The organism is Microbacterium aurantiacum, from assembly GCF_002872075.1.
Taxonomy (GTDB): Bacteria; Actinomycetota; Actinomycetes; order Actinomycetales; family Microbacteriaceae; genus Microbacterium; species Microbacterium aurantiacum_A.
The window spans coordinates 126,706-141,231 of the sequence record NZ_PGGU01000006.1 but is presented as its reverse complement, the minus strand read 5'-3'; the positions used below and the strand labels follow the sequence as shown (position 1 = coordinate 141,231).

General features: G+C 68.8%; 12 protein-coding genes. 3 read left to right on the top strand and 9 right to left on the bottom strand.

Features of this window, described 5'->3' with window-relative positions:
* The 6 genes from CUR96_RS06045 to trhA form a co-directional block, all read right to left on the bottom strand.
* Complete coding sequence (locus CUR96_RS06045) at positions 1–1,119, bottom strand: iron-containing alcohol dehydrogenase family protein (RefSeq protein ID WP_102192391.1); 1,119 nt, start codon at positions 1,117–1,119, stop codon at positions 1–3.
* Positions 1,116–2,279 (bottom strand): aminotransferase class I/II-fold pyridoxal phosphate-dependent enzyme, encoded by a 1,164-nt coding sequence (locus CUR96_RS06040; protein WP_102192390.1) that lies wholly within the window; start codon positions 2,277–2,279, stop codon positions 1,116–1,118. Before CUR96_RS06040 ends, CUR96_RS06045 begins: the two co-directional genes overlap by 4 nt.
* Positions 2,276–2,935, bottom strand: coding sequence for a methionine ABC transporter permease (locus CUR96_RS06035; RefSeq protein ID WP_245861095.1), 660 nt, complete (start codon positions 2,933–2,935; stop codon positions 2,276–2,278). The genes CUR96_RS06040 and CUR96_RS06035 overlap by 4 nt, the downstream gene beginning before the upstream one ends.
* Entirely contained in the window at positions 2,932–4,005 is a 1,074-nt protein-coding gene (locus tag CUR96_RS06030; RefSeq protein WP_102192389.1) for a methionine ABC transporter ATP-binding protein, read from the bottom strand. The genes CUR96_RS06035 and CUR96_RS06030 overlap by 4 nt, the downstream gene beginning before the upstream one ends.
* Complete coding sequence (locus CUR96_RS06025) at positions 4,005–4,862, bottom strand: MetQ/NlpA family ABC transporter substrate-binding protein (protein ID WP_102192388.1); 858 nt, start codon at positions 4,860–4,862, stop codon at positions 4,005–4,007. Before CUR96_RS06025 ends, CUR96_RS06030 begins: the two co-directional genes overlap by 1 nt.
* Positions 4,863–4,988: 126 nt before the next feature.
* Positions 4,989–5,675: a PAQR family membrane homeostasis protein TrhA gene (gene trhA, locus CUR96_RS06020; RefSeq protein WP_102192387.1), complete on the bottom strand. Its 687-nt coding sequence runs from the start codon at positions 5,673–5,675 to the stop codon at positions 4,989–4,991.
* 139 nt (positions 5,676–5,814) lie between these two features.
* On the opposite strand from trhA, the gene CUR96_RS06015 reads away from it, so the two are divergent.
* The 3 genes from CUR96_RS06015 (at position 5,815) to CUR96_RS06005 (ending at position 9,329) form a co-directional block, all read left to right on the top strand.
* Complete coding sequence (locus tag CUR96_RS06015; protein WP_102192550.1) at positions 5,815–6,594, top strand: isoprenyl transferase; 780 nt, start codon at positions 5,815–5,817, stop codon at positions 6,592–6,594.
* Positions 6,595–6,654: 60 nt separating this feature from the next.
* Entirely contained in the window at positions 6,655–7,785 is a 1,131-nt protein-coding gene (locus CUR96_RS06010) for an aminotransferase class V-fold PLP-dependent enzyme (RefSeq protein ID WP_102192386.1), read from the top strand.
* 161 nt (positions 7,786–7,946) lie between these two features.
* Positions 7,947–9,329: a PhoH family protein gene (locus tag CUR96_RS06005; protein ID WP_102192385.1), complete on the top strand. Its 1,383-nt coding sequence runs from the start codon at positions 7,947–7,949 to the stop codon at positions 9,327–9,329.
* Between the two features lie 127 nt (positions 9,330–9,456).
* Here the strand turns inward: CUR96_RS06005 and CUR96_RS06000 are convergent, their stop codons facing one another.
* The 3 genes from CUR96_RS06000 to CUR96_RS05990 all read right to left on the bottom strand — a co-directional run bounded on the left by CUR96_RS06000 (position 9,457) and on the right by CUR96_RS05990 (position 14,521).
* Positions 9,457–11,778: a PhoX family protein gene (locus tag CUR96_RS06000; RefSeq protein WP_102192549.1), complete on the bottom strand. Its 2,322-nt coding sequence runs from the start codon at positions 11,776–11,778 to the stop codon at positions 9,457–9,459.
* 249 nt (positions 11,779–12,027) lie between these two features.
* The gene (locus CUR96_RS05995) at positions 12,028–12,864 is read right to left on the bottom strand and encodes a type IV toxin-antitoxin system AbiEi family antitoxin domain-containing protein (RefSeq protein WP_245861094.1); all 837 of its coding nucleotides are present in this window, start codon (positions 12,862–12,864) and stop codon (positions 12,028–12,030) included.
* Positions 12,865–13,126: 262 nt separating this feature from the next.
* Positions 13,127–14,521 (bottom strand): class II fumarate hydratase, encoded by a 1,395-nt coding sequence (locus tag CUR96_RS05990; RefSeq protein WP_102192384.1) that lies wholly within the window; start codon positions 14,519–14,521, stop codon positions 13,127–13,129.
* Positions 14,522–14,526: the final 5 nt, after the last annotated feature.

The following is a 14,526-nucleotide window of genomic DNA, read 5'->3' as shown; positions in this document are numbered from 1 at the left end:
TCAGCTGGGGTGGGTGGCGAGGACGACGGGGTCCAGGCCCGACTGGTGGGCTTCGAGTGTACGCATCGTCGCGATGAGCTCAGCGGGCGTGGGCGCAGGATCGAGCAGATGGATGCTGGAGTGCGGCCCGGTCGCGACCTCGGCGATGGTGAGGAGGGCGTCGAGGTCGCTCGCCGCCAGACCCAGATCGTCCAGGGAGCGGGGAAGGCCGAGAGCGGCGTAGACGTCGGCCAGCTCGTCGATCTCGGACCAGCGTCCTTCGAGGCCGAGCTGCACGAGGATGCCGTAGGCGACCTTGACGCCGTGCAGGAGATCGCGCGTCGGGTCGAGAGCGCTCAGTGCATCGCCGATCGGATGGGCAGCGGTCGCGCGTCCGTATCCGGCGCCGAGCGCGCCGACGAGCCCGGCGGTGATGACAGCGGCCTCGGCGAGGGTGGTCCAGGCCTCGGTGCGGATCCCCCGATGCATGTCGTCGATGGCGGCGGCACCCAGCTCGACGACCAGTTCGCCGCAGCGGGCGGCGGCGAGGGCGCCGAAGGAGGTGAGAGCGCCGGCGGCATCCGCCCGGGCGAAAGCGGCTCGGGTCTCGACGTGCTTGGCGAGGGTGTCGGCGATTCCGGAGGCGAACAGCGCCACGGGGGAGTCGAAGACGATGCGCGGGTCGAGCAGCAGTCCGCGCGTCGGCGTCTCCCAGCTCTCGTGACCGAGGTGCCGGTGCTCGTCGTCGTAGTAGACGGTGATGGCCGACCAGCCCGAGCAGGTGCTGGCGAGCGTCGGAACGAGGTAGACGGGCACGGAGAGTCCGTGCCCGGCTGCCTTCGCCGTGTCCAGGACCTTCCCCCCGCCGAGTCCCAGTACCGCGTCGACGCCCTCCCGCACTGCGAGCTCGTGAAGGCGGGAGATCTCGTTCGGGCTGCACTCGCCGGCGAACCCGGATTCGACGAGTTCGATCCCGGGGAGGGCGGGGAGGTAGGGCTTCGCGGCGGCGAGGGACCGGGCGCCATGCACGAACAGCACCCGCGCGACGCCGTCACCGGCCAGGAGTCCCGGCAGCTCGTCCACCGCGCCGGCGCCGGAATGCACGACGGCCGGACCCGGTCGCACCGGGAGCGCGGTCATGGCGCGACCGCCCTGACGCGGCCGAGCCGCTCCAGAAGCTCCGCCAGCCGGGCCTGCGGATGCACGAGTCCGAGCCTGATGAACCCGGCGCCGCCGGGGCCGAAACCGCTTCCGGGAGCCACGGCGACGCCGTGATCGGCGAGGAGGCGTTTCGCGAAGGCGATGTCGTCCGCGCCGTCGATGCCGATCCAGACGAAGAACGTCCCCTGCGGTGCGATCACGTCCCACCCCTGCGCGGCGAGTCCGCTGACGACGAGATCGCGTCGTTCGCGATAGGTCCGGACGAGATCGTCTGCGGCATCCTGTTCGCCGGAGAGGGCCGCAGCCGCCGCATCCTGCGTTCCGCCGAAGATCGTGCTGAAAGCGTGCGCCTGATAGTGCCGCATCGCCGCGATGACCGGTGCCGCGCCGGCGGCGTAGCCGATGCGCCACCCGGCCATGTTGTAGGTCTTGGAGAGCGTGGAGATCTCGACCGTGCGGGTGGTGTCCACCGTGAGAGCCGAGAGCGGGCGAGCCTCGAAACCGAGCGAGGAGTACGCGAAATCGTTGATGAAGACGGCGCCGAGCCGTGTGCTCTCGGCGACGGCCGTCTCGAGGGTCGGGATGCTCGCGACGGCGCCGGTGGGATTGTGCGGGTAGTTCAGCAGGAGGGCGGCCGCCCCCTCGAGATCGGCCAGCGCGGCGAAGTCCGGCTGGTACCCGCGCTCCCGTTCGAGAGGCAGGGTGCGCAGTTCGGCGCCCGCGAGAGCGGCCGCCGTCGCGTACGCCGGATAGCCCGGGTCCGGTACGACGAGCGTCGTCCCGGGGTCGGCGAGCCCGAGGATCGAGGCCATCAGCGCCTCGTGGGACCCATGGAAGGCGGCGATCTGGGTCTCGGGGTCGAGATCGACGCCGTGGTCCTCCCGGTAACGGGTGGCGATCGCCGCCGCCAGCGCCGGCCGCACCCGGTAGGCGGGATAGCCGTGGTTCGCCGGGTCGGCGACCGCCGCGTGCATCGCCGAGACGATGTGCGCGGGTGTCGGCAGATCGGGATTCCCCTTGGAGACGTCGATGACGTCCACACCAGCGGCCCGGGTCGCCGCCACGGCGCGATCGAGCGCGCCGAAGAAGTTCTGCGGCAGGGCGGTGACGCGGGCGGCGGGGCGCAGTGGCGCATTCATCGGCGTCGCAGCTTCCGCGCCAGACGGGTGCCGAAGAGCTGGATGCACTGCACGATGACGACCAGCGTGATGACGGTGATCAGCATGGTGATGCCGTCGAAGCGCTGATAGCCGTACGAGATCGCGAGGTCGCCGATTCCTCCGGCGCCGACCGTACCGGCCATCGCCGTCGCATCCAGCAGGCCGATCGTCGCCGTCGTCAGTGCGAGCACGAGCGAGCCTCTGGCCTCCGGGAGCAGGAACCGGGTGAAGATCTGCACCGGCGTCGCCCCCATCGACTTCGCAGCCTCTACGATCCCCTCGGGGACCTCCAGGAGCGAGTTCTCCACCAGCCGCCCGATGTAGGGCGCGACCATGAGCGTGAGCGGCACCAGTGCGCCGTTCACGCCGATCGAGGTGCCCACCACGACGCGGGTGAACGGCAGGATCGCGACGAGCAGGATGATGAAGGGCAGTGACCGGACGACGTTGATGAACGCGTTGAGGACGAACGACACGATCGCGTTCGGGAGGACTCCGGCGGGGCGGGTGACGACGACGGCGATGCCCAGCAGAACGCCGAGGATCGAGCCGAAGAACAGGGCGATCCCCAGCATGTAGAGCGTCTCGCCGAGGGCCTCCAGGAACAGTTCGGACGTGAGCAGGGTGTCGATCACAGGACGACCTCCTCGAGGCTGACGACTCTGGAGCCGAGGTAGCCGTATGCGGAGGCGCGCTGCGCGTCGTCACCGGCGACCTGGATGATCATGTGACCGACGGTTCGATCCTGGATGTCGGTCATATCGGCGTGCAGGATGTTCACCTGCAGCCCGAACTCGGAGATGAGGGCGCCCACGATGGGGCTGGTGACCTCGTCGTCGAGGAACCGGAGCCGCCAGAGCGGATGGCCGCCGACGGCGCGACGGACGCGCTCGGGGAGTTCGTGCGGGATGACCGTGCCGACGAACGCCTGGGCGATCGCGGTCTGCGGCTGCACGAAGAGGTCCATCACGGTGCCCTGTTCGACGATGCGGCCTCCCTCCATGACGGCGACGGAGTGGCAGAGATCCTTGATCACGTCCATCTCGTGCGTCACGACCAGGATCGTCGTTCCGTACTCGCGGTTCACCCGGCGCAGCAGGTCGATGATCTGGAGCGTGGTGGAGGGATCCAGAGCGCTCGTCGCCTCGTCGCACAGCAGGACCGCGGGGTTGCGCACGATCGCGCGCGCGATGCCCACGCGCTGCTTCTGACCCCCGGAGAGCTGGCCGGGGTACGAGGCGAGCCGAGCTCCGAGGCCGACGAACTCGAGGGCCTCGGTGGCACGAGCCCTGGCCTCGTGCCGGGCGATCCCGTCGAGACGCAGCGGCATGGCGACGTTGTCGAGCACGGTGACGGTCTCCAGCAGCTGGAACTGCTGGAAGATCATCGCGGTGTGCTTGCGCGCCGCCCGCAGCGCTGAGGTGGAGAGGGAGGCGAGATCGACGCCGTCGACGTGCACGGTGCCGGCGCTCGGTGACTCCAGGGCGTTCACCATCCGGATCAGCGTGCTCTTGCCCGCGCCGCTGTGGCCGATCACGCCGAAGATGTCCCCCCGGTGCACGGTGAGGTCCACGTCGTCGAGAGCGACCAGTTCCTCGCCGCGGCGGCCGTAGCGACGGGTGACCCCGTTCAGGCGCACCGCGACGTCGGACGGGGGCGTCGACTGCGGCGCCCCCGTCTCGCGCTCCTCATGCGGAGCGGTCATCAATCCTCCAGCGCGGCGGGCAGGTTGTAGCCGTCGTATTGCTTGTTCGAGCTGATGTACTCGGCGAACTCGTCGGATTCGTAGGCGGCCTTGAGCGCCTGGGCCCACTCGCTGTCGAGATTCGACTCGTCGACGGCGACCACGACCGAGAATTCGTCGGTGAGGTCCTCGAGCTCGAGCGCGTCGCTGAGCGCGAGTCCGCCCGAGACGATGAAGTTGCCCTGGATGACGCTGTAGTCGACGTCGACGAGAGCGGCGACCTGCTGCGCGTTCTCCATCTCGACGAATTGGAGATCGTGCGGGTTGTCGACGACATCCGCCAGGGAGGCGGTGGCCGGGTCGATGGTGTCGGAGAGTTTCACCCAGTCGAGCGCCTCGAGCACTTTGAGTGCGCGGAACTGGTTGGAGGGCTGGTTCGGCACAGCGACCGTGGAACCCGTGCCGACCTCGTCGAGCGCCGACTTCTTCCCGCCGAACAGGGCCATCGGCGGGCCGGGCACCTGCACGAGAGCCGCATTGGAGAGATTCTCCTGCTCGTTGATCGACTCCAGGAAGACCGGGTGCTGCATGATGTTCGCGTCGATCTCACCATCACTGAGCGCGACGTTCACGATGACGCCGTCCGTGAAGTCGCTCGTCTCGATCGTGTAGCCCTCCTTTTCGAGGAGTGGCTGGATCCCTTCCTGGAACATCTCCAGGTACGGCCCGGGGTTGAAGCCGATCGAGATCGTGGTCTTCTCGGCGCTGGAGTCGTCACCCCCGCCCGCGTCAGCGGGGGTCGACGCGCAGCCGGCAGCGACGAGCGCGATGGCGGCGGACGAGGCGGCGAGAGCGGCGAAGCGGGTGATGCGACGCATGGGGAAGACCTCCGACTAGAGGGGTGGCTGGCGGGTGCTTCCGAACCTAGCCGTGAGCAAGTCGGGTCTTGGTTTCCTGTTACGAATCGTTTCGACGCCGGGGCGCCAGGTGCGGCGCGAGCCGGGTCAGCCCGGCAGGCCGAGCGAGGGCGACAGCGGGTCCAGTGCGATGAGCAGGCACGCGAACCAGTGGCACAGGAACGCGAGCACCGTGCACACGTGGAAGATCTCGTGGAAGCCGAAGTGCCCCGGCCACGGGTTCGGCTTCTTCATCGCGTAGACGATCGCTCCGCCGGTGTACAGCAGACCGCCGACGATGACGAGCACCATCATCGTCGCGTTCGCGTACAGGAGATCGGCCATGTACATGACCGCCGCCCAGCCCAGCACCAGGTACAGCGCGACATAGAGCCAGCGCGGGGCATTGATCCAGAAGACGCGGAAGAGGATGCCGAGGAGCGCCCCCGACCACACGAGGATGAGCAGCAGCGACCCCTTCTCCGGCGCCAGCGCGAGCGTCGCGATCGGCGTGTAGGTGCCGGCGATCAGCAGGAGGATGTTGGCGTGGTCGATCCTCTTCAGCAGCACCTTCGTCTTCGGACCCCAGTCGAACCGGTGGTACAGAGCGGAGTTGCCGAACAGCAGCAGTGATGTCGCCATGAACACGGCCGCGGACCACTTCGCTGGGGCCCCTTGGGCGAGCGCGATGAGCACGATGCCGGCGATGATCGCGACCGGGAAGGTGCCCGCGTGGATCCACCCGCGCCAGGTCGGCCTGATCTCGGCGTTCGCGTCATGCTGCGCTTCGGCCATGAGCGGCAGCTGAGGGACATCGGGCGGCGTAGGAGTGCTCACGTGCTCACTCTAGGCGGGTGCCCATGCCCCGGCCTGCACATATCTCGAGCGTCCGCGCCGCTCGGATTCAGCGCGGGCGCGATAGCGTAGGGAGGTGATTTCACGCGACAGTCAGGGGCGAGGGCCGCTGTACCGGCTCTACAGCAGCCGGCTGCGTCGGCACCTCGATGCGGCATCCGTTCCGCACCATGTCGCGATGATGATCGACGGCAACCGTCGCTGGGCACGCCAGCTCGGCTATGACAGTGCCGCCGAAGGGCACCGGGCCGGCGCCGCGAAGATGCGCGAGTTCCTCGGCTGGTGCGATGAGCTGGGAGTACGGGTGGTCTCGCTGTACCTGCTCTCCAGCGACAACCTGCGCAAACGCGACTCGGCGGAGCTCGACGACCTGATCGAGATCATCGCGGAACTGGCGGAGGCGCTGTCGCAGGAGGCGAACTGGCGGGTCAAGCACGTCGGCAGGGCCGACATCCTCCCGCCAGAGCTCGCCCGGGTGCTCGAGGATGCCGAGGCTCGCACGCGCGAGCACACCGGCCTGCACGTCAACCTCGCCGTCGGCTACGGCGGACGCAACGAGATCGTCGACGCGGTGCGCAGCATCATCGCCGCGCATGAGGCGTCCGGCGGCACCCTGGAAGATCTCGCCGCGCACCTCACCCCCGAGATGATCGGCGAGCACCTGTACACCGGCGGACAGCCCGATCCCGATCTGGTGATCCGGACCAGCGGCGAGCAGCGGCTCAGCGACTTCCTGCTCTGGCAGAGCGCGCACAGCGAGTTCTACTTCGTCGAGGCGCTGGGCCCGGATCTCCGCCAGGTCGATTTCCTCCGCGCGATCAGGGACTACGCCGATCGCGATCGCCGATTCGGGCGCTGACCCTCTGCGGCGGTCCGTGGGCCACTGCCCCCGCCGGGCGCGGCGTGCCAGAATGACGCGGTGAGCACATTCGACGACTACCTCGCCAGCTTCGGCGGCGAGCCGGGATACCTCAACTGGGCGGCCTTCGGTCCGCTCGCACCCGCGGTGCGCGAGGAGGTCTTCGCGGACGCGGATCTGCTGGGCAGTGGCCGTCCATCCTCGGTGGCGCTCGTGGCCGAGCGGATCGGCCAGGCGCAGGAGCTGATCGCGGAGATGCTCGGGGTGGACGCCTCGGAGGTCGCGCTGCAGCCGTCGTCGACCCACGGGCTGATGCACGCCCTGTACGGGCTCGCCGGTCACGTGATCGCCTCCACAGGAGAGTTCCCGAGTGTCAGCCTGACGCTGGAGCGTGCGGCGCAGGCATCCGGGGGAGCGCTGACCGCCCGCTGGATCACGCCGGGAGACCTGCGGGTGACTCCGGGTGCCGTCGCCGAGGTGCTCGACGATGAGGTCACCGCGCTCGCCGTCAGCCACGTCGACTTCCGCACCGGATACCGCGCCGACCTCGCCGGCTTGCGCGACGTCCTGGGGCCGGACCGTCTGCTGATCGTCGATGCCGTGCAGTCGTTCGGCATCCTCGAGGAGGACTATGCGGCGGCGGACGTCGTGGTCGGGCACGGCTACAAATGGCTGCGCGCGGGCCGCGGCACCGGTTTCGCATGGTTCTCGCCGACGGCGCGCGAACGGATAGCCCCGGTGCTGAGCGGCATCACCGGCACGGTGGCCGAAGGACTCTTCGTCGACGAGCTGCCGGCACCGGCCGCATCGGCCAAGGCGTACACGATCAGTCCGCCGGACCCCCTGGCCGCAGCGCGGCTGGCGGTCGGAGTCCGCCAGGTGCACGACGCCGGCATCGCGCTCATCGAGGCGCGTCTGGCGGAGCGGGTGGACTCGGTGATCGAGATCGCGGACCGCCACGGGATCCCCGTGCGGTCTCCGCGGGAGCGGGACCAGCGCGCCGGCATCGTCGCACTCGCCCCGGAGGAGCCGGCGCGGCTGGCGGCAGCGCTTGCGAACGCCGGAATCGTGGTGACTGCGCGCGGCGAGACCGTGCGGATCGCACCTCACGCCGGCACGGACGACGAGACCGTCCGGATGCTCGACGAGGCGATCTCCCCGTACGGCAACGAGACGTTAATCAGCGTGTAACCGATTGCTGGCGTGTCGTCACGGACGGATGCCACTGCGACGTCGTACCTTCTAGGCATCGGGCATGGCGCCCGGTCGGGTCGGCCTCAAGGATCGCGACTCGTGGCCCCCTGGTCGACTCGTTCGAATAGCCGGGAAACATCCCGGGTCGGGAGTGGGTCGTGACCACACGTACAGCGCAGCAGTCCGCCAGCACCGCGCAGCAGGCCACCCGAAAGACCGCGCGTCGGTCGTCCTCAGCGGATCCTGATCAGGATCTGCGCACCTATGTGCTCGACACGTCGGTGCTGCTGAGCGATCCGCAGGCGTTCTTCCGGTTCGCCGAGCATTCGGTCGTGCTTCCGGTCGTCGTCATCAGCGAGCTCGAAGGCAAGCGGAACGACCCGGAGATCGGCTACTTCGCGCGACAGGCGCTCCGCCACCTCGACGACCTGCGGATCGAGCACGGCCGGCTGGACTTCCCGGTCGAGGTCGGCGAAGGAGGCACCCTCCGCGTCGAACTGGGCAACACCGACATGTCGGTGCTGCCGGTCGGCATCCGGCTCAGCGACAACGACAGCCGCATCCTCTCGGTGGCCATGCACCTCTCCCAGGACGGGCAGGAGGTCACGATCGTCTCCAAGGATCTGCCGATGCGGGTGAAGGCGGCCGCGCTCGGACTGCAGGCGGAGGAGTACCTCGCCGAGCAGGCGGTCGATTCGGGCTGGACGGGCATCTCGACGCTCGACATCTCCGGCGACGACATCAGCGATCTCTACGAGAGCGAAGTCGGCATCAGCGAGGAGGCCCGGGGCATTCCGGTGAACACCGGGCTGATCATCCACTCCGAGCGCGGTTCCGCTCTCGGCCGGGTCACCGGGGACGGCGAATACCGGCTGGTGCGCGGCGACCGCGAGATCTTCGGGATGCACGGCCGCTCGGCGGAGCAGCGGATCGCCATCGACCTGCTCCTGGACCCCGAGGTCGGCATCGTCTCGCTCGGCGGACGTGCCGGCACCGGCAAATCGGCACTGGCGCTGTGCGCCGGCCTCGAGGCCGTGCTGGAACGGCAGCAGCAGAAGAAGATCATCGTCTTCCGGCCGCTGTTCGCCGTCGGCGGGCAGGAACTCGGTTACCTCCCCGGCGACCAGGGCGAGAAGATGGGCCCCTGGGGGCAGGCGGTCTTCGACACGCTCGGCTCTGTGGTCTCGGGCAACGTGGTCGAGGAGGTCCTCGAGCGCGGCATCCTCGAAGTCCTGCCGCTCACTCACATCCGCGGGCGCTCGCTGCACGACGCCTTCGTGATCGTCGACGAGGCGCAGTCGCTGGAGCGCAACGTGCTCCTGACGGTGCTGAGCCGGATGGGGCAGAACTCCCGGGTGGTCCTCACCCACGATGTGGGTCAGCGCGACAACCTGCGGGTCGGTCGCCACGACGGCATCGCCAGTGTGATCGAGACCCTCAAGGGGCACGACCTGTTCGGCCACGTCACCCTGACGCGGTCGGAGCGCTCGGCGATCGCCGCTCTCGTCACGGAACTGCTGGAGGGCGGAGAACTCAGCTGAGACACAGGACAGCGGATGCCGTCACGTGACGGCATCCGCTGTCTTGCGTCTGGGGGTGCGTCCCTCTGATTGCTGCGTGAGAAGCCGGATGCCGCGCGGAGCGAGTCCGCGCGGCATCCGGGTGAGCTCAGGCCTCCGCGTCGGGTGCCTCGGCTTCGCGCTTCCGCCGGCTGAGGAATGCGATGCCCGCGGCAGCCAGCAGGCCGGCGCCGGCGAGGATCCCGCCGACCGGGTCGGCACCCGTCGCCGGGAGCTGGCCGGTGGGGGGCTTGGTCCCGGGGCCGCCAGGAGTCCCGGGCGTCCCGGGAGTGCCCGGGGTGCCGGTGGGTGAGGGCGTCGGCGACGGATCCACCGTGGGGGTGGGCGTCGGCGTGGGCTCGATGTCCGCCAGGGGGAAGACCTGGACCACGGACGGCCGGGGGATGCTCAGCGTCCCTCCTCCGGCGCCTGCGAGTGGGGCCGGTCGCATCGCATCCGGGAACTGCGAGGTCGGCTGCTCGTAGGTGCCGTCCTCGCCCGGGTGCTGCACCGAGACGAAGACGCGCTGCTCATCGTCGTGGATGACCGGACCGCAGGTCTCGGCCTCGCGAGCGACCGAGAGGAACTGCTCGACATTGCCGCGCTCGGGTCCGTCCAGCGTCACGCGGAACAGGCCGTCGTTGTAGCCGATGACCCCGGGCGCGCCATCGGTGGAGATCCACAGGTTCCCCGCGCTGTCGAATGCGAGGTTGTCGGGGCAGGAGATCGGGGAGACCTGATCGGCCGGGAATCCGGAGAAGTACGCGGTCGAGTTCGTCGCGGGGTCGCCGGCGACGAGGAGGAGGGTCCACGAGAACGTCGTCGCGGTCTGGTCGCCGCCTGCCTCGGTGATCTCGATCACGTGGCCGTCGCGGTTCTCGTTGCGCGGGTTGACCTCGTCGGGTCCTGCCGAACCGGCGGTGCCGCGCTTGGTGTTGTTGGTGCACGCGACATACACACGGCCTGTGGCGGGGTTCGGTTCGACATCCTCCGGGCGGTCCATCTTCGTCGCGCCGACCTTGTCTGCGGCGACCCGGGTGTACACGAGCACCTCCGAGGTCGACATCCCGGCGACCGCCGAAGCGCCTCCGACGACCAGCGGCAGCCACTCGCCGCTCCCGCCGAATCCGCCATCAGAGGGCACGGCGGCGGAGCCGTCGATCTCGATCGCCGGTGAGTCGCCGGCGAAACGGGCGACGAAGAGGTCGCCGTTCTCGAGCAGCGTCATGTTGTGCGCCCGGTCGCCCTCGACGAACGAGTCGCGCGAGACGAACTTGTACAGGTAGTCGAAGCGCTCGTCGTCGCCCGTGTAGGCCACAGCCTTGCCGTTGGCGGCGATGATGACGTTCGCTCCCTCGTGCTTGAGACGCCCGAGGGAGGTGTGCTTGCGGGGCACAGACGTCGGATCCGTCGGGTCGATCTCTACGATCCAGCCGAATCGGTTGACCTCGTTCTCGAACCCGGGTGCGCGGGCGTCGAACCGCGGGTCGACGTGCTCCCAGCCGCGGGCGGTCTCGGCGTCCTTCAGGCCGTAGCGCAGATCGGTGGCGGATGTGCCTGCCGAGCGGAAGTACCCGTTGAAGTTCTCTTCGCCGCTGAGGATCGTGCCCCACGGGGTGGTGCCGCCGGAGCAGTTGCCGAAGGTGCCGAGCGGCGTCGTGCCGGCGGGATCCGCGGCGGTCTGCAGCAGGGCCGTGCCGGCGGCCGGGCCGGTGAAGGCGTAGGGAGTGTCGTCCAGGAAGCGGCGGTTGCGCGTGCCGCCGACCACCGGGGTCCACGAAGCCGTTTCGTCGGCGCGGGTGAGGTCGACCACGCTGAGGCCGTGGGCCTTCAGGCCGACGCGGCGCACCCGGTCCAGATCGCCGGTGAGCTGGTCGGCGGGGAACATGATCCCCTCGTTCGTGTACTCGTGGTTGACGAACAGGATCGCCGTGGTGGGCGACGTCCGGATGACATCGGTGTAGTCGACGTTGTAGCCGAACTGGCGCGCCTGCGCCTCGGGCGTCTGGTCGGTCACGTCGAAAGCGGGGCTGTCGCCGAACATCGGATCGCCCCAGCGGATGATGGGCGCCCAGTCGAAGCCCTTCGGCACGACGAAGCTGTCGACGGTGTAGGCGACGGGGGCGATCGGCTCGAAGCCGAAGGCGCCGGTCGCGCCGACGGGGGCCATGGGGACACCGGTCGCGGCCGTGGCGGACTGCGTACCCGTCAGAGCCGGGGCGAGCACGATGCTCGCCACGGCGGCGGCGCCGAAGCCGAGCAGGGAACGGCGCGACAGCTGGGCGTCGATGATGTCGCGGAGGTAGCCGTTCGACGAGGTGTTGCACACCCCGTCAGCGCAGGCGTTCGCGCACTTCAGGTGGCACGTGACCGCGCTGCGCTTGCCTCGCACGTGACCTGCCATGGGCAGGCTCGTTCGACCGATGTTCATGACCACGGGGACTCCTCAAACGGGTGATGGGGGAGCAGAGCGCTCGCGACCCAGCAGACCAAGCCCGGGTGTCCGGCAGGTGAACCTCAGGAGAAATCGGACTGTACCGAAGGCGGAGACTGCGCTTTTCGATCCGGTGGACCGGTCCAGGAATCCGAGGCGGTTGCAAGTGTCGGACGTTATTGCAGTTGTCGGATGCTGCGGCCGAGAACGTCCTGCAGATGCAACGAAGTCCGCCGGATGCGATGTTCAGGCGTAGTCCCGGAGCCGACGGAGCGCCCCGATGATCGCCGCCTGCACGGTCGGCCAGTCGTGGATCACCTGTGCGTAGTCGAAGCGGAGCGTCTCATAGCCGAGGTGGGATGCCGCGGCATCCCGCACCAGATCCTTGTGCCGCATCGCCACGCCCTCGTGATTGCCCTTGCCGTCGATCTCGAGGATGAGCCTGTTGCCGATGAGGAAGTCGACACGTCCGACGGCCGTGATCCGTACCTGGCAGTTCAGCGCTATGCCGAGGATGTGAAGCCGCCGACGAAGCAGCGATTCCAATCCGCTGTCGGCGTCGGCGCGTGCGAGATCGACAAGCCAGCGGGCGTATTTCGGCAGAGATGCGCGGATGCGGGAGCGCCCCGCCGCCGAGAGCAGACGCAGTTTCCATGCCGACTCGAAGGAAGCGAAGAACGCCTCATCGCCCTGACATCGATAGAGATGGACCAGAGCCCGTTCGATCGAGACCGAGCCCATCTCGGCCTTTCCCCGGTAGAAGTGGCTGACGCATACGCAATCCGGGTGACTGTGCTCCCTTCCTTTGGTGCCCATCCAGACATGCGGCTCCGTCGCTTGCGGTAGAACCCAGATTCCGTGCTGGCGAAGCAACGACGTGCAGGTGAGCTGACCTCCGTGCGCAGCCGCGCTGCGAAGGTCCTCGGACAGGCCGGGTACGGCGAACACCCCTGAGCGCAGCCGGTCGATCCGACCCGCTGCGACCTCGCGCGAGAGCGTCGTCCTGGAGACGCCGAACTGCTGCAGTTGCGTTCCGCGCGCGACGCCTCCGAGGTGCGTGATGAGAGCTGCAGGCTTGAACACCCTTTCAGGGTGCAGGACGGGAGCGCGCCATGGACCTCGGAGCATCCGAATGTGGATCGATTCCTGCATCGTGCCGGACGTGCAGGGGGAGTCGGAGACGTCTGCCATCGACATGTCGGACGTTGTTGCAGGTGTCGGATGCTGTGGTAGAAAGCCTCCTGCAGGCGCAACAACCTCCGACGGGTGCAGCGCCCCGACACGCACAAACGCGGATGCCGCGGGGAACGAGTCCCCGCGGCATCCGCGTTCCACCGATCCGGGGTCAGCCGGGGTGGGTCATCGACAGCAGGTCGAGCTTCTCGTCCAGTTGCTCGAGGGTGAGCTCGCCGCGCTCGACGTAGCCGAGGTCGATCACGGCGTCGCGCACGGTGATGCCGTTGGCGACCGAGTGCTTCGCGATCTTCGCCGCCGCCTCGTAGCCGATGAGCTTGTTCAGCGGGGTCACGATCGATGGGCTCATGCCGGCGAAGGCGGCCGCGCGGTCGAGGTTGGCCTGCAGGCCGTCGATCGTCTTGTCGGCGAGCACGCGCGAAGCGTTCGCGAGCAGGCGGATCGACTCCAGCAGCGCGGTGCCCATGACGGGGATCGCGACGTTGAGCTCGAAGGAACCGGATGCTCCAGCCCACGCCACGGTCGCGTCGTTGCCGATCACGCGGGCGCACACCATCAGCACGGCTTCGGGGACGACCGGGTTGACCTTTCCGGGCATGATCGAGGATCCCGGCTGCAGGTCGGGGATGTGCAGCTCACCGAGACCGGTGTTCGGACCGGAGCCCATCCAGCGCAGATCGTTGTTGATCTTCGTCAGCGAGACGGCGATGGTGCGCAGGGCTCCGGATGCCTCGACGAGGCCGTCGCGGTTGGCCTGCGCCTCGAAGTGGTCCTTCGCCTCGGTGATCGGCAGCTCGGTCTCGGCCGCGAGCAGCGCGATGACCTTCTGCGGGAAGCCGAGGGGGGTGTTGATGCCGGTGCCGACGGCGGTGCCGCCGAGCGGGACCTCGGCGACCCGGGGGAGTGCTGACTGCACGCGCTCGATGCCGAGGCGGATCTGGCGGGCGTAGCCGCCGAACTCCTGGCCGAGCGTGACCGGGGTCGCATCCATGAGGTGCGTGCGACCGGACTTGACGGCGTCCTTCCACAGCATGGCCTTCGCCTCGAGGGCGACGGCGAGGTGGTCGAGCGACGGGATGAGGGTGTCGATGAGCGCCTGGGTGACGGCGATGTGCACCGAGGTCGGGAAGACGTCGTTCGACGACTGCGAGGCGTTCACGTGGTCGTTCGGGTGCACGTTCGCGCCGAGGATGCCGGTCGCCAGTGTCGCGAGCACCTCGTTCATGTTCATGTTCGACGAGGTGCCGGAGCCCGTCTGGTAGGTGTCGACGGGGAACTCGGCGTCATGCGCACCGGAAGCCACCTGATCGGCTGCCTCGGCGATGGCGTCGGCGATCGCGCCGTCGAGGGTGCCCAGCTCCTTGTTCGCGAGCGCTGCAGCCTTCTTGATCCGCGCCAGTGCGGCGATCTGCGTGGACTCCAGGCCCTTGCCCGAGATGGGGAAGTTCTCCACCGCTCGCTGCGTCTGCGCCCCGTAGAGCGCGTTCACGGGGACCCGCACCTCGCCCATGGTGTCGTGCTCGATGCGGTACTCGATGTCGGCCACTGCTG

Bases quoted from the DNA above. Each gene is read 5' to 3' on its own strand.
- CUR96_RS06045 (WP_102192391.1), bottom strand. From the start codon at position 1,119: ATGACCGCGCTCCCGGTGCGACCGGGTCCGGCCGTCGTGCATTCCGGC.
- CUR96_RS06040 (WP_102192390.1), bottom strand. From the start codon at position 2,279: ATGAATGCGCCACTGCGCCCCGCCGCCCGCGTCACCGCCCTGCCGCAG.
- CUR96_RS06030 (WP_102192389.1), bottom strand. From the start codon at position 4,005: ATGACCGCTCCGCATGAGGAGCGCGAGACGGGGGCGCCGCAGTCGACG.
- CUR96_RS06025 (WP_102192388.1), bottom strand. From the start codon at position 4,862: ATGCGTCGCATCACCCGCTTCGCCGCTCTCGCCGCCTCGTCCGCCGCC.
- trhA (WP_102192387.1), bottom strand. From the start codon at position 5,675: ATGGCCGAAGCGCAGCATGACGCGAACGCCGAGATCAGGCCGACCTGG.
- CUR96_RS06000 (WP_102192549.1), bottom strand. From the start codon at position 11,778: ATGAACATCGGTCGAACGAGCCTGCCCATGGCAGGTCACGTGCGAGGC.